The sequence below is a fragment of the Haliscomenobacter sp. genome, from assembly GCF_040403615.1.
GTDB lineage: Bacteria > Bacteroidota > Bacteroidia > Chitinophagales > Saprospiraceae > Haliscomenobacter.
The window spans coordinates 1-22,115 of the sequence record NZ_JBBAKG010000081.1 but is presented as its reverse complement, the minus strand read 5'-3'; the positions used below and the strand labels follow the sequence as shown (position 1 = coordinate 22,115).

The following is a 22,115-nucleotide window of genomic DNA, read 5'->3' as shown; positions in this document are numbered from 1 at the left end:
GGTGCGGGTTGGAATCCTGACTTGCAAAGGCTGGTTTTGGAAGGCATGCAACAATACGGACTGCATTTTGGCGGCTCCCGCCTGTCCAATATCCAGCTCGATATTTTTGAAGAAACTGAAACTTTTTTGGCCGCTTACACGGGTGCTGAAAAAGCGCTACTGCTCTCCTCAGGCACCCTGGCCGGGCAACTTGCCATGCGCACCCTGGCCAATTTTGGCGAAGTACTCGCTGCGCCTGGCGCTCACCCCGCCATCTGGGCCAACGCCGCGCCAGCTTCGTCTTCCTGGGAAAACTGGGTACATCAAGTTCAAACTTTGGCACAAACGCCCGGCCCTAGATTGATCATCGCCGCCAATTCCATTGATCCCTTGCATGCCCATCTTTTTTCATTCAAGTGGTTGAGCCAATTGCAGTTGCAGCGAGAGTTGGTGGTGGTCATTGATGATTCGCATGGATTTGGAATCACTGGCAAGGATGGCGCGGGTATTTATTCCAGCTTGACTTTGCCGGTAGGCGCGAGTTTGATCGTGATCAGTTCCCTGGGAAAAGCTTGGGGAATACCTGCCGGGGTTATTTTGGGGCCGAAGCAGTGGCTCGATTGCATTTGGAGTAGCCCTTTTTTTGGCGGAGCCTCACCCCCTTCACCGGCCTACTTGTTGGCCATTTTGAAAGGGCAGGGGATATATGCGGCGAGCCGTCAAAAATTGCAGGCCAACATCCAGCAATTTGTGCAAAATTTACCCAAAGAAATTGATTTTCAATTTTTCGCAGAATATCCAGTGTTTTATACAGCAAATTCAGACTTGGCAGCGTTCTTATCCGAGCGGAAAATCCTGATTTCTAGTTTTCCATACCCAACGCCCCAAGATGCCCTTGTTACTCGAATCGTGTTGAGCAGTCTACATACTGATGGCGACATTCAGACTTTAACCAAATCCTTTTATTTTTACAGTCAATCCGAAAAACATTGACCATGAGAAGACCGATTACTCTTGCTATTGCCTTATGCCTTGCCTTTTTGCCCTCATTGATGGCGCAAAAGAATCCCCTGAGGGTTATTCTTGAGAAAAAAGGCAATGGAATCGACTCCATCCTCAACAACGTTGAGCGCTACCAAGTCCAGATCATTTATACCCAGATAGATCGAGACGTCAACAATCTTCCTTCTTTTCGGTCATTCACCTACAACCTGGATACCAACCTGTATTACTATCCTGCTAGCGCGGTAAAAATGCCAGCGGCTTTTTTGGCGCTTGAAAAGCTCAACCAGATCAAAGTTGAAGGCTTGAACAAGTACAGTCCGATGCATACTGGCGCAGGACGTGCACCGCAGACCGCTGTGTCTACCGACACAACGGCAGAAAACAGAGAACCTTCAATTGCGCAGTACATCAAGAAAATCTTTTTGGTGAGCGACAACGACGCTTTCAACCGCTTGTACGAATTTCTGGGACAAGAATACCTCAACAAGCAATTGTGGAAGAAAGGCTACAAACGCACCCGACTGATCCATCGCTTATCCGTGCCAGGTTTTGATGCCGAAAGCAACCGCTATACCAACCCTATTACATTCTTTGATACCTTGGGCAAACCCATTTTCCAGCAAGGACAAGTCAACAGTGGCGTTTATCCGCGTTTGAATTTGCGCAAACAATTGCAAGGCAAGGGATACATCGAAGGCGACAGTACGGTAGTAGCCAAGCCCTTTGATTTCCTAAATCGGAATTACATCGGATTGGAAGAACTGCATGACATGCTCAAAGCGGTCTTGTTTCCTGAAGCAGTACGCCCCGAACAGCGTTTTGATCTGACTGAAGAAGACTATAAATTTTTGTACAAATGGATGTCGGCTTATCCCCGCGAAAGCACTCATCCATCGTATCCTGAACACTCCGAAGAAGACAATTTTGTAAAATTCCTGTTGTTTGGCGATAAAAAACCACCCCTTACCATTCCCAACAACATCCGCATTTTCAATAAAGTAGGCCTGGCTTATGGTTTCCTGACCGATGTGGCCTATATCGCCGATTTTGAAAATGGAGTAGAATTTATGCTTGCAGCTACCATCAGGGTGAACAACGACGAGATTTTCAACGACGGAAAATACGAATACGATGAGATAGGCTTGCCGTTTCTGGGCAAAATAGGCCAGTCTATCTATGTCCATGAATTGCAGCGTCCCAAGTTGGTTCGTCCGGTGTTGTCCAAGTTTAAAACGGAGGAAGGGAATTAATTTCTCGCAGATTTGACGCGGATTTTCACGCAGATTTCACGCAGAATAAATGACTCATGTGAAATCTGCGTGAAACAAGCAGAACCTAGAATTAAGTTGATCAAAGCCTAAAAATCAGGCTGAACCGGGCACCATGTCCCAATTGGGATTCCACGCTCAGTACCCCGCTGTGCATTTGTAAAATTTGTCGGGAAAGACTGAGACCTACGCCTGTTCCATCTTCTTTGGTGGTAAAAAACGGAATAAAGATTTGTTCCAGGGCATTGGGTTCGATGCCGGGGCCATTGTCGCACACCTCCAATACCGCTTTTTGTGCCGTTTGATCCACGAAGCTTTTGATTTCAATACAGGCATTGGGTCTGCCTTCCAAAATTTCCACCGCATTTTTGATGAGGTTGATGAGCACCATCTCGATTTGATCCTGATCCAGGAGGAGCCGCAGGTCAGCGGGCTGAATATCCCAGGTCAATTGGATGCCTTTTTCGCGGAGAGTGGGGGCAAACAAGGAGGCAATGCGCTGCACCAAAGGCAGCACCAAGACCGGATTTAAAATGGGTTTGGGAATACTCGTAAACGTGCGGTAGGCATTGACAAAATTCATCAATCCATTGGTGCGGTTTTCTACCACTTCGAGTGCCTCGTTGAGGTCTTGCCAGGTCTCGTTGGATGCTGCGTGTCCGGTTTCCTCCATTTCTTGTTGTACAATGTCGCGCATTGTAGACACCAGGGAAGCAATCGGCGTTACGGAGTTCATGATTTCGTGGCGCAGCACCCGGGTCAGGTTTTGCCAGGCTTCCAGTTCCTTGTTTTCGAGTTCCGACTGGATGTTTTGAATGGCCACCAGTTTGATCAGTTTTCCCCGCATGCGGATGGCAGTACCCGTGATGGACAATTGCCGATCCACGGCTGCTTGATAGAGTACGCTTCCGCCTGAGCTCAAATTTTGCAACAAAGCTTGTAATTCGGGATTGTCTTCTTGTAGGTCTTTGAGCACTTTCAGCCGGTACAAGCCCAGGAGGCGCAAGGCTGCATTGTTGATCAGCTCCACCCTACCCGATTCGTCAAAGGCGATCAGGCCGGTATTCACGTGCTGAACGATGGTTTGCAAATACTGGCTGTTGGCCTCTTTATCTGCCCGTACTTGCCGAAAGGCGTCCAACACCTCATTGAATTGTTTGCTCAGTTCGCGAAAAGTAGAATCGGATTGATTGGCCGAAAAACGCACCGAAAAATCATCGTAGCGAACCGATTCCAAAAAGCGCACCAACTTGCGGTTGGTGATGTTGACGTAGTTGTACAAATTGACTACCCGCCAAATCAGAATGATGCCCAATACCACCAGCAACATCCATTGCTTGGGTTGGGGAAAAGCCCAGGCCATGACTCCGATCAGGAGAATCAGGAATAGAATCCGAAAGACCAAACCAAAAGCAAAGGTGCGAAGGTGCATAATCAAATAAATTAAATGCCGTATTTTTCCAATCGTCGGTACAAGGAAGCCCGCGTAAGGCCGAGTTCTTTGGAAGCCTCACTGATGTTGCCCTGGTGTTTTTTGATGGCCTTCAGAATGGTTTCGCGCTCCATGTCTTCCAGGTTCATGGTCGTACTACCCAGTGCCAAATCAGCATCCAGCGCATGGTTGGAACCCAGCATAAAATCATCGGGTTGCAAGGTACTCGAATCGCGGGCCATAATTACGGCGCGCTCCATGGCATGCTGCAATTCGCGCACATTGCCAGGCCAAGGGTATGCCAACAAAGCTTTTTTGAGCGAGGCACTGATGGTCGCGATGTTGCGGTTGTACTTGCGGTTGTAGAGTTGCAAAAAATGCTCGGCCAGCAGTACGATGTCTTCGGCGCGTTCGCGCAAAGCCGGAATTTGTATCTCGATGGTATTGATGCGGTACAACAAATCCTGCCGAAAACTGCGGTCTTTGACCATTTCGTACAAGGGCATGTTGGTAGCGGAGATGACCCTTACGTCGATGGGGCGGGCCTGGTTGGAACCCACCCGAGTTACGATGCGGTTTTGCAGTGCGGAAAGGAGTTTGGCTTGCAATCCTGCGGTGAGGTTGCCTATTTCATCCAGAAAAATGGTGCCCCGGTTGGCCGCTTCAAATCGACCGGGTCGGTCGTCGCGGGCATCGGTAAAAGCGCCTTTGACGTGGCCAAAGAGTTCGCTTTCAAACAAGGTTTCGGTGATGGCACCCAGGTCAACTTTGACAAAATGCTGATTGGCCCTACTGGATTGCTGATGAATGGCCTGGGCAACCAATTCTTTTCCCGTGCCATTTTCACCCAGAATCAACACATTGGCATCGGTATTGGCCACCCGATTGATGGTATCAAAAACCTTGCGCATGGCGGTGCTGTTGCCCAAAATTTCAGGAATGGCATCGTTTTGGGCAATGGCCATGCCTTTTTGTTGGGCTTTGAGCTCGTCGTTTTCTACTTTGGAAGCCCGCAGTTTCATGGCAGACAGCAGGGTAGCCAGTAATTTTTCGTTTTCCCAGGGTTTGAGTACGAAGTCGGTAGCACCCCCTTTGATGGCCTGAACCGCTATTTCAACATCGCCATATGCCGTGATCAGGATCACCACGGCGGAAGGGTCAATTTGTAATATCCGCTCCAGCCAGAAAAAGCCTTCTTTACCACTGCTGCGGTCTTTGGTGAAATTCATGTCCAACAAGATCACGTCGTAGCGCATGTTGGAGAGCAGCGTGGGCAGGTTTTCGGGGTTGCGCTCGGTTTCAACTTGCGCAAAATGGCGCTTCAAATACAACTTGGCCGCAGTCAACACGCCAGCATTGTCGTCTACCACCAATATCGCTCCCGGGTGAAGGTCTGATTTATCTTGCATAAGCTGTCGGTCATTTTTAATACAAGCTCTTAGAACATGTCTAAGTAGAATTGTTACAAAGGGCAAGCCAAAATTCAAAAGGCTAGGGAATTATCACTTAAGCATCTTCTTATCAAAGCATTACAAGGGCGAGTTTAGAGAAAAAAAACCACAACTCCAAAGAAAGTGTTCAAAATCGGACAGTTTGGTGTTCAAAACCGAACCCAAAATCCATCAACAAGCAGGATCGTCTTTGGACGCCAATTCGAAAAAAGTATCTTTCAGATCGGCTTCATCGGTGTGGCGACAAGGAAAATCCTTTTCAATTAACAAATGCAATGCTTGCCCATCTGCAAAAGTCTGGTGGCATTCCATACTGACTTGTTCGCTATTGATCCAGGCTAGGGCGCTGTCTTGTGGCAAGGTTATGGTGATTTGATGGTTGCGGAATTCTGCTTGAGGTTGGGCTGCTTGCCCCAATTTGAGGGCATAACCAAATTGGATTCCTGCTCCGAATTGAATGGCTGCAAAAACTGCTCCATCCTTTTGCAGCAGCTCCAGATCTGATTTTCGCACCCGCAGGCGAATACTATTTGGCGTACATCTCAGTTTCATTTCCTAGTGGTGTTTACTCATCTTGGTATGAAGAAAAACATTTTCGTATATTTAAGGGACGGAAATTAAATAAAATTACATTCTGGCTATGCTCTTTTTTGATTTTGCTGCGTTACTCGTCAGTTGCGTAGGCTGGCTATGCGCCTTCCTCACGCCTTGCCAAATCAAAAAATAGCGGAGCCAGCTTTGTAACTTTATTTATTTTCCGTCCCCAAACAATTTTCGCCACAAAATTCCTTTTTATTTTTCTTACAATTTACTGTGGTTTAATTAAAGAGACATGAAAATTTTACTTCCAATTCTTGCCTTTGTTGTTCTGGCCTTGATTGCCCGCTGGTGGTATGTGAACAATCTTGCTACCGCTGCCCCTAAGCCAGAGACAGAACTTACTCGATTGAAAACCCTGGGGTTAAACGACCACGGCACAATGGTCTTGAGTGGCTACGATCATTTTGTGTTTGATCGAGATGCTTCCACTCCCTTGCTAAACGCCAACAACGAGACATTGCTGGATAAAATCACCCTACATCTTGTTCAAAATCCCGATCTCCTGCTCAACATCACCGGGTGTTTTGGCAGTGATGAAATGGTTGCCACCAATGGGATTTATGAAAACATTGGATTGGGTCGCGCCAATGTTGTACGCAATTTGCTGGTTGAGCGCGGCATCGCTTTTGAGCGCATTACCCTCAGTTTCAATACAGGTACGCCGGAATTGCGCAAGCAGCCCGTCGCTTTCAATTTGTATCTCTCGGCACAAGGGGTTGATTTCGTTCCTCTGGCCTATACGTTTGAAGACATGACCTTTTCGGATGAAAGTTTTGCGCCCAAGGGCGTAGAGTTTCGTCCCATCCTACCGCTTGTACAGTACGCCGATTCTGTACGCAAATATTTGGCTTTGCACAAAGACAAAAAACTCAACATCATTGGCCATACCGACAATACAACCGATGCCAAAACCAGCCTTGCACTGGGCAAAACCAGAGCGAAGAATGTCATGCGCTATTTTCGCGAATTGGGCATTCCGCTTGATCAAATGGCTGCTTTCACCGATGGGAGCAGGCACCCGGTAAGCGACAATGATACAGAAGTAGGTCGCCGCCGCAATCGACGCATCAATTTCATCCTCGAATAGCCATTGATCAACAGCGCCATAGCAAGACACTTGGCAAGTTCTATCCAAGGTGTTCCCTACTTTTGGATAAAGTAATTAAATTGCGTTTTTTAATTTACACAATATGGAAAACTTCAATCAACTCTTTGCGAATTTGGATACTCAAGCGAGCATTCTCATCCTTTCCTGGCTGATCATCGCTTTTTTGTTGGGTCTGCTGGCGGGTTATTTTTTGCGAAACCGCTATGTAAAAGAATTGACTCAGCAACTGGAGGATAAAGAACAACAATTGCTTCAACTGAAACCCGAACTGGAGCAAACGCAACAGGAATTGGCGCTGAAAGAGGCCGACTTAAAGCGGGCTGCCTTTGAAGCAGAAGAGGCTCAATCTACCATTCGCCGGGCCAACGAAGAAATTGGACGCTTGAATCAATTGGTGGGTTCGGCCCAAGTGGAATTGGACAAGGCAAAATATGCTGAACAAACCTCGGCCAGCATCATCAACGATTTGAACGATCAAATTTTGGGTCTAAAAACCCGTATTGCGCAGTTGCAGGAAGGGACAGGTATCACCGAACCTATCCTTACCGACACAGGCCGCTCCGACAGCAATATTGCCTTGGATCGCCTGGCGGGAATTGAAAGCCAATTGGCACGCCTGACAGAAGAAAATCAAGCATTGCTCCGCAAATTGGGTGAAAACGTCGGTGAAGAGAATCCTTTTGAAAACCGCTTTATTAGAACCACCGTGGTGCAAACCATCGAAGAAACCCCGGCTGCTGTCGAAACCGCCGGAGAGTTTTTTGTACCCAAGGTTGTGGTTGCTACCGAGCCTGTTGCCGAAGTGACCAATCTTGGATCGGATTCTTCTACGCTGATGAATACCGATAAGGTGCTGTTGCGCAACGTAGAAAAAAATGACCTCACCGCGATTGAAGGCATCGGGCCATTCCTGGAGAAGAAATTAAACGACGCTGGCGTGTTTACTTACGCCGATATAGCCGCTTGGGATACTGCCAAAATTACCGCGATTACCCAGCAAATCAGTTTTTTTGAAGGCAGAATCGAAAAAGACGACTGGGTAGGGCAGGCAAAAAAACTGTTGGGTGAAAAATCAAGCGGGTCTGCTGCGGTAGGTGCAGTGGCTGATGCTAGAGACTTGTCTGTAGCGGCTGCGGAAATTGTGGTGCCTAAAGACAATCTAAAATTAATTTTGGGAATCGACGAAGCAATAGAGAAGGTCTTCCATTTGTCGGGTATTCAATCTTTTGCAGAATTGGCGAAGATGGAACCCAATGAAATCCGCAACATCCTGGTAGTGGTTGATCCTGCGCTGAGCAGTAAAGACCCCAGCGCCTGGCCTGCACAAGCCCGTCTGGCTTCTGATCAGGAATGGGAAGTGTTGCAGGATTACCAGGAGCAATTAAAGCAGAGATAAATGTTCCATTTTTGGTACACAACAGACCGACAAGCTCGGTTCTGTTGTGTACCAAAAAATAAGTATACGGCATACCGTAAAAAAGGTTACGCCAGGCGCGTTATCAAATGGTGAATTCTATACTAAGTGTCCCAATTTTGACGATAGCAAATTTATAATTACAACTTAATACGTACAAAAAAGCAGTTATCTATAGTCTTGCTTATATTGTAACATATTTCCACAAAAGAGCTCCGCAGACCTATCTTTTATCCCTTCTCTCAAGGTCATTTTTTATTGAAAACTACATAACAAAAAAATCATGAAGCAAGTAACTGTAACCGTCAGTGGGTACGCCGCACCTGAAGTTGTGCCTGGGGTAACCTTCTCCGTTTTTCCCAACGAGGTAGTCATCTACGTTCCTGGAAGCGAGGGGGCTGTATTGAACCTTCCAGTGGTGGACAATCCCTTATTGAACAGTCAAGCCTACAACTTCAACCTTCAGGGCTACGATGTGGCAATCGAAGTGAATCAATGGATCGAGGAAGTTGTAGATTACAGTGGTGGATACGACGAACCTCTTTCTGAGGACAATGGCATCGACATCCTGAACGAAACCCTGGGTGAACCAAATGAAGAACCCGAAGCTCCATCGTTGGAAGACAACGTGGAAGAAAATGTACTGATTGCTGCGGAAGAAACAATTGAAACAGAACTACCAGTAATTGAAGAAACCTTCGTACTGCATGGCGAAGACTTGGCTAGCGAAGAAATCTTCCCCACTGATGAAGTTCAATCCGAAAACATCACGTCTGATTTTGACCAGGAGTCACCCAATGGCCTTTTTGATTCCATCCCGGATCACGCCGAGGATTTTGCAAATGTGGCTTACCAGAAAGAATCTGTTGAAGAATTGACCAATACCGTTGCAGATGCCCCAGAGGAGGAGGTAGCTGACAATGCCATCTTTCTCGCTGTTAAGGAAGGAATTGAAACAGTTTTGGAAGAAACAGTTGAAGCCACTAATGGACACGCTAATGGCACGAAAGAAATAGACCAACTCAAGTATTGGTTGCACCGCGCCCAAGAGCTACTCAAAACCACAAATTAAGCGGAATAGACGATTGATAATCACCCAAATAAAACGGGCAGTGGATCTATTTGATCGATCCACTGCCCGTATTTTTTTGAGTCAAATGCTCAATTTGCTTCCGCTATTCCACCTTCAGAGGCGGATACGCTTTGAACAGTGAATACTGCACCGCCTCCACCTTCTTGCGGTAATCCGCAAATTTGGTGCTGAAGAAATTGTTGATGCGGTTCAATACCGTTGTCGTTTGTTGCCGGGCCTTGGCAATCATGCGTTGTGCGCCCTGATTGGGAGCGCCATCCGAAGCATTGATGTACTGTTGAGCACCGAACAGGGCCGAGGTCAGGTTGTCGTCATCGCGTTGAATGCCTTTGACATCTTCGGGTTCAGTGTACAGTTTTTCTAAGGTATTCAAACTGTCCAGCAAGCCTTTGCTCATTTTGGTCAATTGCTGCTTGGTACTGTCGGGTGCGATAGTCAGCGCAGCGTCTACCCTTTTGATGGTATTGCGGGCCTCCTTTAGTTGATCAAACCCTTCCGATGCTTTCTTAACGACCTTTTCCATATCCCGGTAGGCGGCATCTTTGGCTTTCAGGTCGTCCAGCTTCACCGTGAGGCGGGGGTCAGATTTCACAGTTACCGTGCTGGAGTCTTTGTATTTGCCCCATACGGCCACCACTTTGTAGGTACCTGGCAACACCTGAGGGCCACTGGGTGCATCTTCATCCGAGCGGCGTTCCTGACGGCTGGGTGGGCGCACGCCATTGCGGTTGAGCGGCCAATACACCTTGGTCATGCCTGTGTCCAATTTTGCGCTGAATGTGCGGACGGTATCATTGCTGGCCGAAAGGATGATGATTTTGACCTTTTCGGGTCTTTTTTCTTCTTTTGGTGCAGCCGATTTGTCGGTGGGGGCAGTGGCAGGCGCAGTTTTGGCTGAGTCTGCTTTTTTGTCTTTTTTATCCTTGTCCATTGCTGGTGGAACAACCGCAGGAACTGTTGCTGCCGCCGGAGTTGCTGGTCGCGTCCAAACGTTGATCCATGCCCCGGGTGACTTATTTTCCCCTTGAAACATTGCGTCCGCAGCAAAGCGGATACCATCAAAAGACTTGAAAGCAGCCTGATACGCATCTGGAATCGGGAAAAGCTTGAGGGGTTGCTCTAGGACCTTGCCTCCCGTACGGGCCATTTCCCGCAAGGGGCGAATGTCGTCCAGAATCCAGAATGCCCTTCCGAATGTACCAATAATCAGGTCGTGATCGCGGGGGTGAATTTTCAAATCTGCGGTAGGTACACTTGGGTAACCATTGGTCCATTTCGTCCAGGTATTGCCGCCGTCGATGCTGATGAACAAGCCCTGGTCGGTGCCTACAAACATCAATTTCGCTTCAATGGGGTCTTGCACAAAACAATGCGCATAGCCACTCACCTTGGTTTCATCCACTATTTTGCGGAACGTCTGGCCATAATCATTGGTATGAAACACCATCGGACGCCAGTCGTTGCGGCGGTAGTCATTGACCACCACAAATGCTTCGGCGGCGTTGTGGCTAGATACTTCAATGTAGGGAATCCAACTTCCTGGCTTATAGCCGGGCAATTTGCTGGACAGGTTATTCCAGGTTTTGCCCCCATCGCGGGTCAGTTGCAGGTTGCCATCATCGGTACCTACCCATACTACTTTGGCATCCAAGGGGCTTGGGCCGATGGCCAAAATCGTGGTGTGGTTTTCGGCATTGGTGGCATCCAGGGTAAGCCCTCCGCTCAGGTAAGGTTTTTGCTTGGAGGTATCATTGGTGGTCAGATCAGGCGAAATGATGTCCCAACTTTGGCCACAATCTTTGCTGTAATGCAAAAACTGACTACCGAAGTAGACCCCGCAAGGATTGTGTGGATCTTGCGAAAAACCTGCATTCCAGTTGAAACGCAATTCGGTATTGTCAGGCGCAGTGGGTTTGATGAATTGGGTTTTGCCCGTTTCAGTATCCACGTAACCAATGTTGCCGCCTTGCGACATGGCGTAAACGTAGCGCGAATTGTCGGGGCGGAAGCCCAGATCGAAACCATCGCCAAAAAACACTTCCTGCCATTGGCTGGTGCGAATACCGCCCGCCTGCCATACTGCACTGGGGCCTACCCAGGAACCATTGTCTTGCAAGCCCCCGCCAATGCGGTAAGGAATAGACATGTCGTAGTTGACATGGTAAAACTGCCCAACCGGGATGTTTTCGATGAAGCGCCAGCTTTTGCCGCCGTCGTGCGAGATGTTCAAGCCGCCGTCGTTACCATCGATCAGGTAATTCGGATCGTTGGGATGAATCCAGAAGGCATGGTGATCGGGGTGTACGCCAGAGTAAGGCAACACTGTTTCAAAAGTCTTTCCACCATCTTCACTCTTGGTTACCAGAGAGAAAATATTCCACAGGCGGTTCTCATTTTTAGGATCTACGTAGATTTCTGCGTAGTAAAACGGGCGGTCGCCAATGTTTTTGGTCGCTACCACACTCCATTTTTTGCCGCCATCGGTAGATTTGTACAAGGCGTTGTCCTTGGCTTCAACCAAGGCATATACGATATTGGGTTTGCTGCGCGAAATGGCCAACCCTATCCGCCCAAGGATACCTTTGGGCAAACCATCGGCTTCGGTTTTGTGCTCCCAGGTGTCGCCACCATCGTAGGTGACGTAAAGGCCAGAACCAGCGCCACCGGAATTGAACGTCCAGGGTTTGCGGCCATATTCCCACATGGCCACAATGATTTTGTTGGGATTCGATGGATCCACTACCATATCAGCTACGCCCGTTTGGTTGTTGACGTAAAGGATGCGCTCCCAGGTTTTGCCTCCGTCTTTGGTGCGGTACACCCCGCGGTCTTCGGTTGGGCCATTAGACGAACCCTGCGCTCCGGCATACACTACATTGGGATTGTCGCGGTGAATGATGATGCGGTGGATGGTTTTGGTTTCTTTCAATCCCATGTTTTTCCATGATTTCCCGGCATCGAGCGAACGATAGATCCCCATCCCAAAGTTTTGGGAGTTGCGCGGGTTGCCCTCACCTGTACCTACCCATAATTCGCTGGGGTTGGACTGGTTGATGGCAATAGCGCCGATGGACAAGATGGGCTGCTCGTCGAAAAGGGGCGTCCAGGATATGCCACCACTTTCTGATTTCCATACGCCGCCAGAAGCGGTACCGACGTAAATGTGATCGGGATCTTGCAGCACAACATCAATAGCCGTAACCCGACCCGACATACCAGAAGGGCCAATGTTGCGTGGTTTGATGTTTTTGAGTGGTTTGAGATCAAGTGTCTGGCCAGAGAGTGCCAACACGAACAAGGCACAAATGAGTGTAAACAACTGCTTTAGCTGCATAAATTTGGATTTGGTTAAGCAAGCTTTAATTTGATCTTATGAAAGCTTAATTAAGGCTATTAGGCGAATATAGACATTGATTGCTGGAAATTCTGCCAGCAAAGCCCAAAAGCGGAAATGTTGGGATAAAGGGTATAAAAATGAAGATCAAAAGCAATTTGGCCTGATTTGTGCGGGAAGTTAAATACCCTGCTTTGGCCACGAAAAAAACTTTTCTTCGGTTCAATGCATTATATTGCATGCTGTTTTCAAAAAAATCTGGAGAAGTGATGATTGACGCAAAAATACAGTATGCTTTCAAGACAGTCCCCGATGACTTGCTTAAAGTACAACGCTATACCTTATCAAATGGCCTACAGTTATTTCTAAGTGTAAATAAAAATGAACCAAGGGTATTCACCAATATTGTGGTAAAAGCGGGATCAAAACAAGATCCGCCCGAAACCACTGGCTTGGCTCACTACATGGAGCACATGCTCTTTAAAGGCACCAGTCGCATCGGAACCCTGGATTGGGAAAAAGAAAGTATCTTATTGGAGCAAATTTCTGATTTGTACGAAGCCCACCGCGCTACCCAGGACGAAGACGAACGCCGCCGGCTCTATGCCGAGATTGACCGTATTTCTTTTGAAGCTGCCAAATTGACCGCTCCAAGCGAATACGACAAAATGGTCAGCAACATTGGCGCAAAATCTACCAATGCCTATACCTGGGTAGAACAAACGGTTTACGTCAACGATATTCCTTCCAATGAACTGGAGCGCTGGATGAGCCTCGAATCAGAGCGCTTTCGGATGATGGCACTGCGCTTGTTTCATACGGAACTGGAAACGGTATACGAAGAATTCAACATCAACCAGGACAAAGACATTCGCAAGGTCAATACGGCCATTCGGGAAGTGCTTTTTCCTTCACACCCTTACGGCACCCAGACCACCATTGGTAAGGCGGAACATTTGCGCACCCCGTCTCAAGTCAATATTCAGCAGTACTTCAAGACGTACTACGTTCCCAATAACATGGCCATTATGATGGCTGGCGATTTTGATCCACAAGAAGTGGTAGAATTGGCCGAAAGACATTTTGGGCATTTCGAAGCCAAGCCTTTGCCCTCTTTTACTTTTGAAGCTCAACCTGATTTGAAGGAACCGGTGCGCCGCATTGTATACGGGCAAGAACCTGCCCTTGTAATGCTGGCCTGGCGCTTTGATCAAGCCAAATCTGAGGATACCCTGTACCTGGGGTTGATTCGCGCCCTGCTGTACAACGACCAGGCGGGCTTGCTCGACCTCAATTTGAACCAGCAACAAAAGATTCTCGAATCGGAAGCCTGGTTTTGGTTTTATGAAGATTATTCTGTGTTTGGCTTGTACGGCAAACCCCGCCAGGACCAAACCCTGGAAGAAGTAAGCGAATTGCTACTGGGAGAACTCAAGCGCATTTGTAGTGGTGAATTTGATGAATGGATGGTAGAAGCCGTAACCACGGACTTCAAATTGGGACAAGTCATGGCTTCCGAATCCAATGAAGCCCGCGTGAGCGCTATGACCAGCAGTTTTGTTCTGGGCATGGATTGGGAACATTATACCCGCCGTCAAACCGATATAGCCAAAATTACCAAGGCCCAGATTGTAGATTTTGCCCAAAAGCATTTTGGCGAAAACTACGTGGAAGTACACAAGGTTCAGGCCGAAGACTCCAATGTGGTCAAGGTAGTAAAGCCACTAATCACGGCGGTTGAACTCAACCGGGATGCCATCTCCGATTACGCCCAAACTTTTTTGGAAAGCATCTCTCCGCGGCTGGAGCCGGTATTTGTTGATTTCGAAACAGCGATCAGTTCTGCTACCTTGAGTTCGGGGATTCACCTCGATTATGTAGGCAATCCCAATAATTCGCTCTTTCGCCTGGATTATATTTTCCCGATGGGCAAAAACAGCGATCGGAAATTGGCCATGGCGGTGCAGTACTTCCCCTACCTGGGCACCGACCGCTACAGTTCTGCCGATTTGCAGCGCGAACTGTTTCGCCTGGGCTTGAGTTTTGAGGTGACCAATGACGATGATTATACTTATATGTCTTTGAGCGGATTGGAAGACAATGTGGTGAAAGGACTGGAATTGCTGGAGCACATTTTGAGCAAGCTTCAACCCGATGCCAAAATTCTCGAAAACGTTGTTGAAGATACCCTCACCCACCGCGCCAATGCCAAGAAAGACCGCAACCTGGTACTTCGGAATGCGTTGGGCAATTACGCGCGTTACGGCAATGATTCGCCCTTTACTTACCGCTTGAGTATGGAAGAATTGAAGCAATTGGAAGCGGAAGAGTTGTGCAGCCAGATCAAAGCGCTGAGTGGATTCGAGCACAAGATCTATTACTACGGACAAACGCCGATGCAGGAAGTCATCCGCTTGCTCGAAACCCACCACTACGTTTCAACGCCATTAAAACCGGCAATTGTGTCTCGCAATTACCAGCAACTCGATACCAAAACCAACCAGGTGATCTTTTTGGATTTCCCAATCGTTCAGACGGATGTCATGCTGGTTTCCAAAGGAACCCCGAATTTTAATATGGATGAACACTTGATGAGTGACCTGTTCAACGACTATTTCGGAGTGGGACTTTCTTCCATAGTGTTTCAAGAAATTCGGGAATCAAAAGCCTTGGCGTATTCAACCTATGCCTTTTATAGCTCGCCGCGCAAACGCGATTGGGCGCATTACCTCCAAGCATACGTTGGCACCCAACCCGATAAACTTTCAGATGCCATTCCAACTTTTTTGCAATTGCTGAATGAAATGCCCATCGTAGAGTCACAAATTGAACACGCTCGGCAAGCCATTCTCAAACGCGTTGAAAGCGAACGCATTATCCCATCTAGGATATACTGGACTGCCCGCGCCAATCGCGAGCAAGGCTATAATACCGATATGCGCCGCGAAATATACCAGCATACCGAACAGGCCAAAATCCAGGATCTGGTAGCTTTTCACGAGGAATACGTGCGCGGACGCGCTTATACCTTCCTGGTAATGGGCAGCAAATCACAGGTGAATTTGAAATACCTCGAAACGTTTGGAGAATTGAAAGAGGTTAGCCTGGAAGAGGTATTTGGATACTAGCCAACCCATTTACATGCAAGTCTTGTGGCAACACGTACCAAGTCCAATTCAGGAATTTCGGCATCCACTGCTGGATGCCCGGGGCTTGAGTTGTGTGATCAAGCGCGATGACTTGCTGCAACTGGAATTTCAGGCCGGAGATCAGGCTTTTTGTGGCAACAAATGGCGCAAGCTCAAGTATAACTTACTGGAAGCGCGCAATCAAGGCTGTACTGCATTGCTGACTTTTGGTGGTGCTTATTCCAATCACATTGCAGCCACGGCCAGTGCGGGTAAGCTCTTTGGTTTTGATACCATCGCAATCATTCGTGGTGAGGCCGCACAGATCTTGAATCCTACCTTACAGTTTGCGCAGGAGTGTGGCATGGCGTTGCACTATTGGTCGCGCGAGCAGTACCGCAGCAAAGCAGAACCTGACGTGTTGGCAAAATTGCAAAAACAGTACCCTCAAGCCTATATTTTACCCGAAGGGGGCAGCAATGCCCTTGCCTTGCGCGGCTGTGCGGAGTTGGCCGAAGAAATTCTGGCTCAGGTACCTGTCGATTACCTCTGCGTCAGTTGTGGCACCGGGGGTACTTTGGCCGGGTTGGTTCAGGGTTTGGCCGGGCGCGCTGCTGCCTGGGGATTTTCAGCCTTGAAAGGTGATTTTCACCAGGATGTTGTACGAGAGATGATCGCACCCAAAAACTGGCCAAATTGGGACACTGTTACAGACTATCATTTTGGGGGCTACGCCAAAACCCCGGTTGAATTGCTTGATTTTATGGCCGAAATGGAAGCTTGCGATCTGCCTCTGGAACCCATTTATACCGCCAAGCTAATGTATGGAGTACTAGATATTGCAAAAAAAGGGCGTTTCCCGGCAGGTTCCCGCATTTGCGTGGTGCATACGGGTGGCTTGCAGGGCTGGAAAGGTAAAAAGTGAATATTTAGCAAAATTTTGTTCATTCATAACCTGAACTCAGCACACATAACTCGTCATTAATAATTATCTTGCCGTGAAAAGCCTAACCTACTCATGGCAAAAAGTGAACTCATAATAGCTACAGAACAGTTTGTCACTAATTTGCTGACTACCAAGCTAGACAGCAAAATCAGTTACCACAACCTGAATCATACCCTCTCCGTAAGAAATGCTGCGTTGCAAATCGCTTCCCTTACCAGCGTGAGTGCAGAAGAACAAGAGATTATAGAATTGGCTTGCCTGCTTCATGACGTAGGCATCACCGAAGTGTACCAAAACCACGAAGCGGCCAGTGCTCGAATTGGGGGTATTTTTTTGCGGTCAAAAGGTTTTCCAGAAGAAAAAGTGACCATTGTGGAAGCTTGTATTGCCGTAACCAATCCTAGTGCTCGTCCGGAGGGTATCTTGCAAGAAATTGTCAGGGATGCAGACTATGGTCACCTGGGTAGCGATGATTACAGCGATCAATTGGACAATTTGCGCCAGGAGTGGAAAGCGGTATTGGGCCGCTGGGACGAAGACAATGTCTGGTACCAATTGAATTTGGATTTTATCAAAAATCATGAATATTATACGCCTGCCGCAAAGATGATGTTTGTGGCGATGAAGGAACTAAACCGCAAAAAATTAAAAAAATGGGTAAAAGAAGGCCGTAAATCAAGCAATACAAATACTAAGAGTGTCAGCAGGGTATCAATAGTAGAAAGCCGTAGCTCGCAAATGATGTTTAAAACCGCTCTCCGCAACCACATGGATCTGAGCAATTTGGCCGACAACAAGGCCAACTACATGATTACCATCAACTCGGGTATCATGGGTTTTGGCATTCCTTTTTTGATAAAACAGTTTGAAGGCCACTCTGAAATTTATATTCCTACAATCGTGATGATCTTGGTTACTTGCCTGCCTTCTCTGGTTTTTGCGATTCTGGCTACGGTTCCGATGAAAATGAGCGGGCGCACTGACATAGAAAGAATTAAATCCGGACAGTCCAATTTGTTCTTTTTTGGAAATTTTTACAGCATGACTTACGATGAATATAGGTTAGGCATCCAGGAAGTTACTTCCAATGAGGACAACTTGGAAGATTCAATCATGCGTGACCTTTTTTATCTGGGAAAGACTCTGGGCCGAAAATACCGCCAGCTGCGCATTTGCTACCTTATTTTTATGATCGGAAGCATCGCCTCGGTCGCCGGAATTGCTATTGAATACTTCTATTTTGCCCCAAAAGGGTACTGATGTGAGTTGCATGGTTAAAATGTTATTGTTTTATTAAGTATTTGGAAATTAAATATCCTTTGCTCTATTTTTTCGTCCTAATTGGGCAACTTTTTAATAAACCAAATGAACAAAACCATGCAGATCAAGCTCATGTTTTCAAACACATTTCGCAAAACAGCAGCCTTTTTGATGTTGTTTTTACTTTTGTTGCATTCCTTTTCTTGTAACCGCACCGCTCAAGGTACTGCCATTGGCGCTGCTGCTGGCGCAATTGTCGGGGTGTTGATTGCCGATGGCGACGACAACGCCAAGGGCATCCTCATCGGAGCCACCGTTGGCGGCATTGCCGGAGCCATCATCGGCAGCTACATGGACAAACACGCCAAAAAATTGAAACAGGATTTGGGCAAAAGCGCAGAAGTAGAACGGGTAGGTGAGTCCATCCTCGTTACGTTTGATTCAGGCATCATGTTTGATGTGGATTCTTATGCGCTCAAGGCATCCACCCGAGCCAACCTCGACAAAATGGCCGAAACCATGAAGCAATACGACAAAACGGAGATCATCGTCATGGGCCATACCGACAATACCGGCACTGACGAGTACAATCAAAAGCTCTCCGAAAACCGCGCTGCTTCGGTTTCTCGTTTTTTACAGCAAAACGGAGTGATCTCCAAACGACTGACCAACAAAGGTTTTGGGGAAAACAAACCCGTTTCATCCAACAATACCACTTCGGGCCGTCAACAAAACCGCCGGGTAGAAATCGCGATTGTTGCCAGTAAAGCACTAATCGAGTCCGCCAAGAAGGGCGATAAGTAACGAGAAGGTTGGGAAGCAAGATGAATGAGACTAATCATCTTGCTTCCCAAAAACAACTGCTGCGTTTGTTAAAGGAATATACTATTTTTACCAGAACGTCACGTTCCAATTGCCCATATGACCCAAGCCCAACAGGACAAAATCCGCAAGAAACTCGCCGAAGGCGAACTGGAGGAAGCACTCTCTGAATGGGTTCAATGGGTGAATACTGCCAATGATGGGGAATTGCTCAAAACCGCAATTGCGCTGCAATCCAGGTACAGCAAACTGGAAAGCAATAAAGTCAAAGGCATCATTAGCCAGGACAATTTCAACCTGGAATTCAACCAAATCGTAGATGGACTCCTGGACTTGCTCAACAATCAAAGCCAGTCCAATCTCCTCCACATGCACCACAGCTATACCTGCGACCGAAGCCCTCAAACCCAGGCCTTCAATGCACAGATCCAGGCTTTTCCTGATCGAAAGGTGCAGTTTTTTTACCTCTATGGTGGCGATTTGCACCTGCACACTGGAATGTTTCGGCGCATCGTTTTAGATCTGGAAGGGCGCAGTCTGGATTACCTCAATTCCAGCCTGGCAGACGCCTGCAAGGTCAGGGCCATTGAAATTACTTTTGAAGGCTACGAACCCTTGGAGGATTACAAGACGGAACTCCTGAAAGGGATTTTTGCAGCCTTTGCCCTGCAACCCAATCAATTGGGGCCAATCCTGAATCGCCGATTGACTGATATCCTGCAAACTAGCCCACTCTTGCGCGACCTCAGCGGCAGCGATTATGTTTGTGTATACATCAACATCGACAAATATTCCTGGTACACAGATCATACGCCCGAAGCAGCACGCTGGTTTATGGAAGAATTTTGCAATTGTGTGTTTCAACCCGGACAACCCCGGTTTATGTTCTTTTTTTCTGTAGAATTCGAAGAAGAGGACAACACCCTGGCCCAGGATGTGCGCGACAAAATGGACGACAATCCCAATATTCAGGCTCTTCCTGAGTTGAATAAAGTGGCCTTGTCGGACATCGATCGCTGGTTGGGCAAATACAAAAAAATTGAGCCCGACCCCCGGGAACGCAAGAAAATACTGCAAGAGCGCTTCAATGGAGCGCCCGAACACTATATGATCGACGTGCAAGAAACCTTGCAGGAATTGATCAAAATGTACAATGACCGTTTGGGATAAAACCCAGTACCAATCGACTACGATATTAAGGCGTTGATGAATGCCTCCACCTGATCCCTGAGCGAACAAATTGCCATAAACATGAGACTCAAAATTCAAGATTACCGCCGCAAGCCTTTTCACCCCAGCCAATACGTATTGGACGAAGGGCTGCAATACGCCGTGGAGCTGGCCATTGCCCTGGGGCAACCCTTGCTCCTCACGGGCGAACCCGGTACCGGAAAAACCAAGCTGGCCTACAAAGTAGCCTACGACCTTGCCCAAGACAAAGAGGCCGGCGTTCAGTTTTTGGCCGAACCCCTAAGTTTTTATACCAAAACCACTTCCGCCGCACGTGATCTTTTTTATACTTACGACGCACTGGGGCATTTTCAGTCCGCCAACATCAAGCGGGAAGATGGTGCCTCCCTGGCTAAAACGGCTGATTTTGTGGAGTTGCAAGCCCTGGGAAAAGCCATTGCCCTGAGTTATCCCGATCCCAAGGTGCATGGCAACCTGCTGGGAAACCTGGTGGTGGATGGCCCCAAAAGCACCGTGGTGCTCATCGATGAAATAGACAAAGCCCCCCGCGATTTCCCCAACGATATCCTGAATGAAATTGAAAACCTGGATTTTCGGATCAAGGAACTGGACAACCGCGAATTCAAACACCAAGACGCGCAGCGGATTGTGATCATCATGACCAGCAACTCCGAAAAAAACCTGCCCGATGCCTTTTTGCGGCGCTGTATTTTTTACCACATCCCCTTTCCACCCGCCGAGCAACTTTTTGCCATCGCCCGAACGCAATTGGGTATGGACGAGCAGATTTCGCCTCAGCAAGAAAAAGTGCTGAACCGACTCATTGACTATTTTTACAAAGTACGCGAAGTGGCCGTACGCAAACCACCCGCCACAGCTGAGCTAATCGCGTGGTTGAGCATGATGGGGCTGCCGATGGATCTTCAATCCGACGATCTCGCTGCCCTGCAACCCCAACTGTTGCGCAATTTGTCCCTCCTGGTCAAAACCCGTGAAGACCTGAACGCAATTCGGAAATGGATGAACGAGGAGTTTGTGGATTGGTTGTAGGGGGCGAATTGGGGTATAAAACTCAGCCCAATATCGGTTTAAAGACATCCTTCACCGCCGCCAAATCTTTGATGTGTGCCTGGAGCGCATCCAGAGTATTGGGCGATTTGTCTTCTACACACTGCTCAATCACCAGGTTCGGGCGCAGGTTCAATTTTTTCAATTCAGCAGCAAAACGGCGGTAATCGATGTCGCCATCGCCAAAGGTTTCCGACCAAACGCCATTGACCGATTGGCGGAGGTGCAACTCAACTACCCGTTTGCCGTAGAGTTTCAGTACATCAAAAACCGCATTTTGAGAGTTCTGTGAGCCACGATAAATCCAGTGCACATCAAAGCAAAACGACATGTTGAGCGGCGATGTATTGAGCAACATGTGGTGAAACTCCCTTGCTCCCGCTTTCATTTCCACATCGTGGGTATGGTAGGCCAGAGTGATGCCTTTTTGGCGCAAGGCAGCCCCCAGTTTGTCGAGGCTTGCGGCTTGCAGGTTCAGTTCTGCGTCGGTTTTTACCTCCTCGCCACCCCAGCGGATGGGGGTTGGGTTGGTCACCATGATTTTGGTGCCGTATTTTTTTACCTCATCGGCAATAGCCAATACCGAAGCAATGGATTTGGCGGCTTCGTCCGTTTTGTGCAGCAAACTATTGACGTACACCGAGGGCATCGCGATTTGGTATTTTTTGAGTACGGTACCCAGTTTGGCTACCTCCTCTGCCGAGTTGAAGCTAGGTTCGTAAGCGGTTAAGCCCGATTTGGCGTATTCTGCAATGCAGGCATCCAGGTCTTCGCCCCAATTCTTGTTTTGTCGCCCGTAGAAGGTGTACCAATTGTAGGTATTGGAAGAAATGGGAAAGGGATAGGACGCAAAAGCATCCTGAGGAGCAGCGCTCAATATTGTAGCGGCAGATGCGCCGGCTACCAGGTTGAGAAATTGGCGGCGATTGGGTGTCATGGCAGAGTCGTTTGAAATTTCCAATCTAATGTAAAAAATATTCCCAACTCCAGCAAAAAGAATCTGAATCTAAGGGACG

The 22,115-nt window shown here is 47.9% G+C and carries 16 protein-coding genes; 11 read left to right on the top strand and 5 right to left on the bottom strand.

What is annotated here, in order from left to right:
- Together ABW391_RS21270 and ABW391_RS21265 are read left to right on the top strand one after the other, a co-directional pair.
- Positions 1-972, top strand: a 972-nt coding sequence (locus ABW391_RS21270; protein WP_353483933.1) for an aminotransferase class I/II-fold pyridoxal phosphate-dependent enzyme, incomplete at its 5' end; no start/stop codon positions are given.
- A gap of 2 nt (positions 973-974) precedes the next feature.
- The gene (locus tag ABW391_RS21265; RefSeq protein ID WP_353483932.1) at positions 975-2,234 is read left to right on the top strand and encodes a serine hydrolase; all 1,260 of its coding nucleotides are present in this window, start codon (positions 975-977) and stop codon (positions 2,232-2,234) included.
- Between the two features lie 100 nt (positions 2,235-2,334).
- On the opposite strand, the gene ABW391_RS21260 is transcribed toward ABW391_RS21265, so the two are convergent.
- From ABW391_RS21260 to ABW391_RS21250, 3 genes are all read right to left on the bottom strand, one after another.
- A complete protein-coding gene (locus ABW391_RS21260; RefSeq protein ID WP_353483931.1) occupies positions 2,335-3,684 on the bottom strand; it encodes a sensor histidine kinase in 1,350 nt (449 codons plus the stop codon).
- 11 nt (positions 3,685-3,695) lie between these two features.
- Complete coding sequence (locus ABW391_RS21255) at positions 3,696-5,093, bottom strand: sigma-54-dependent transcriptional regulator (protein WP_353483930.1); 1,398 nt, start codon at positions 5,091-5,093, stop codon at positions 3,696-3,698.
- A gap of 213 nt (positions 5,094-5,306) precedes the next feature.
- Complete coding sequence (locus tag ABW391_RS21250; RefSeq protein ID WP_353483929.1) at positions 5,307-5,687, bottom strand: DUF7009 family protein; 381 nt, start codon at positions 5,685-5,687, stop codon at positions 5,307-5,309.
- A 280-nt stretch (positions 5,688-5,967) separates the two neighbouring features.
- Here ABW391_RS21250 and ABW391_RS21245 point away from each other — a divergent pair, with 280 nt between their 5' ends.
- From ABW391_RS21245 to ABW391_RS21235, 3 genes are all read left to right on the top strand, one after another.
- Positions 5,968-6,822 (top strand): OmpA family protein, encoded by an 855-nt coding sequence (locus ABW391_RS21245; RefSeq protein WP_353483928.1) that lies wholly within the window; start codon positions 5,968-5,970, stop codon positions 6,820-6,822.
- 103 nt (positions 6,823-6,925) lie between these two features.
- Positions 6,926-8,239, top strand: a complete 1,314-nt coding sequence (locus ABW391_RS21240) for a helix-hairpin-helix domain-containing protein (protein ID WP_353483927.1) — start codon at positions 6,926-6,928, stop codon at positions 8,237-8,239.
- 301 nt (positions 8,240-8,540) lie between these two features.
- On the top strand, positions 8,541-9,329 hold the full coding sequence (locus ABW391_RS21235; RefSeq protein WP_353483926.1) for a hypothetical protein: 789 nt from the start codon (positions 8,541-8,543) through the stop codon (positions 9,327-9,329).
- A gap of 103 nt (positions 9,330-9,432) precedes the next feature.
- Here ABW391_RS21235 and ABW391_RS21230 read toward each other — a convergent pair whose 3' ends face one another.
- Positions 9,433-12,684, bottom strand: coding sequence for a WD40/YVTN/BNR-like repeat-containing protein (locus tag ABW391_RS21230; protein WP_353483925.1), 3,252 nt, complete (start codon positions 12,682-12,684; stop codon positions 9,433-9,435).
- Between the two features lie 269 nt (positions 12,685-12,953).
- Here ABW391_RS21230 and ABW391_RS21225 point away from each other — a divergent pair, with 269 nt between their 5' ends.
- The 6 genes from ABW391_RS21225 to ABW391_RS21200 all read left to right on the top strand — a co-directional run bounded on the left by ABW391_RS21225 (position 12,954) and on the right by ABW391_RS21200 (position 21,081).
- Positions 12,954-15,812 carry a M16 family metallopeptidase gene (locus tag ABW391_RS21225; protein ID WP_353483924.1) on the top strand — a complete coding sequence of 953 codons (2,859 nt, stop codon included), beginning with the start codon at positions 12,954-12,956 and terminating at the stop codon, positions 15,810-15,812.
- 13 nt (positions 15,813-15,825) lie between these two features.
- Entirely contained in the window at positions 15,826-16,737 is a 912-nt protein-coding gene (locus tag ABW391_RS21220; protein ID WP_353483923.1) for a 1-aminocyclopropane-1-carboxylate deaminase/D-cysteine desulfhydrase, read from the top strand.
- Positions 16,738-16,830: 93 nt separating this feature from the next.
- On the top strand, positions 16,831-18,018 hold the full coding sequence (locus ABW391_RS21215) for a Pycsar system effector family protein (RefSeq protein WP_353483922.1): 1,188 nt from the start codon (positions 16,831-16,833) through the stop codon (positions 18,016-18,018).
- Positions 18,019-18,135: 117 nt separating this feature from the next.
- The gene (locus ABW391_RS21210; protein WP_353483921.1) at positions 18,136-18,822 is read left to right on the top strand and encodes a YiaD family glycine zipper/OmpA-like lipoprotein; all 687 of its coding nucleotides are present in this window, start codon (positions 18,136-18,138) and stop codon (positions 18,820-18,822) included.
- A 117-nt stretch (positions 18,823-18,939) separates the two neighbouring features.
- Positions 18,940-20,010, top strand: coding sequence for a hypothetical protein (locus ABW391_RS21205; RefSeq protein ID WP_353483920.1), 1,071 nt, complete (start codon positions 18,940-18,942; stop codon positions 20,008-20,010).
- Between the two features lie 81 nt (positions 20,011-20,091).
- The gene (locus ABW391_RS21200; RefSeq protein WP_353483919.1) at positions 20,092-21,081 is read left to right on the top strand and encodes an AAA family ATPase; all 990 of its coding nucleotides are present in this window, start codon (positions 20,092-20,094) and stop codon (positions 21,079-21,081) included.
- Positions 21,082-21,103: 22 nt separating this feature from the next.
- Here the strand turns inward: ABW391_RS21200 and ABW391_RS21195 are convergent, their stop codons facing one another.
- Positions 21,104-22,036 carry a sugar phosphate isomerase/epimerase family protein gene (locus tag ABW391_RS21195; RefSeq protein WP_353483918.1) on the bottom strand — a complete coding sequence of 311 codons (933 nt, stop codon included), beginning with the start codon at positions 22,034-22,036 and terminating at the stop codon, positions 21,104-21,106.
- Positions 22,037-22,115 lie beyond the last annotated feature (79 nt).

Excerpts from the sequence above, each read along its gene's own strand:
- ABW391_RS21235 (WP_353483926.1), top strand. The coding sequence starts at position 8,541 with ATGAAGCAAGTAACTGTAACCGTCAGTGGGTACGCCGCACCTGAAGTT.
- ABW391_RS21260 (WP_353483931.1), bottom strand. The coding sequence starts at position 3,684 with ATGCACCTTCGCACCTTTGCTTTTGGTTTGGTCTTTCGGATTCTATTC.
- ABW391_RS21195 (WP_353483918.1), bottom strand. The coding sequence starts at position 22,036 with ATGACACCCAATCGCCGCCAATTTCTCAACCTGGTAGCCGGCGCATCT.
- ABW391_RS21215 (WP_353483922.1), top strand. The coding sequence starts at position 16,831 with ATGGCAAAAAGTGAACTCATAATAGCTACAGAACAGTTTGTCACTAAT.
- ABW391_RS21225 (WP_353483924.1), top strand. The coding sequence starts at position 12,954 with ATGATTGACGCAAAAATACAGTATGCTTTCAAGACAGTCCCCGATGAC.
- ABW391_RS21265 (WP_353483932.1), top strand. The coding sequence starts at position 975 with ATGAGAAGACCGATTACTCTTGCTATTGCCTTATGCCTTGCCTTTTTG.
- ABW391_RS21240 (WP_353483927.1), top strand. The coding sequence starts at position 6,926 with ATGGAAAACTTCAATCAACTCTTTGCGAATTTGGATACTCAAGCGAGC.
- ABW391_RS21250 (WP_353483929.1), bottom strand. The coding sequence starts at position 5,687 with ATGAAACTGAGATGTACGCCAAATAGTATTCGCCTGCGGGTGCGAAAA.
- ABW391_RS21210 (WP_353483921.1), top strand. The coding sequence starts at position 18,136 with ATGCAGATCAAGCTCATGTTTTCAAACACATTTCGCAAAACAGCAGCC.
- ABW391_RS21205 (WP_353483920.1), top strand. The coding sequence starts at position 18,940 with ATGACCCAAGCCCAACAGGACAAAATCCGCAAGAAACTCGCCGAAGGC.
- ABW391_RS21200 (WP_353483919.1), top strand. The coding sequence starts at position 20,092 with ATGAGACTCAAAATTCAAGATTACCGCCGCAAGCCTTTTCACCCCAGC.
- ABW391_RS21245 (WP_353483928.1), top strand. The coding sequence starts at position 5,968 with ATGAAAATTTTACTTCCAATTCTTGCCTTTGTTGTTCTGGCCTTGATT.
- ABW391_RS21220 (WP_353483923.1), top strand. The coding sequence starts at position 15,826 with ATGCAAGTCTTGTGGCAACACGTACCAAGTCCAATTCAGGAATTTCGG.
- ABW391_RS21230 (WP_353483925.1), bottom strand. The coding sequence starts at position 12,684 with ATGCAGCTAAAGCAGTTGTTTACACTCATTTGTGCCTTGTTCGTGTTG.
- ABW391_RS21255 (WP_353483930.1), bottom strand. The coding sequence starts at position 5,093 with ATGCAAGATAAATCAGACCTTCACCCGGGAGCGATATTGGTGGTAGAC.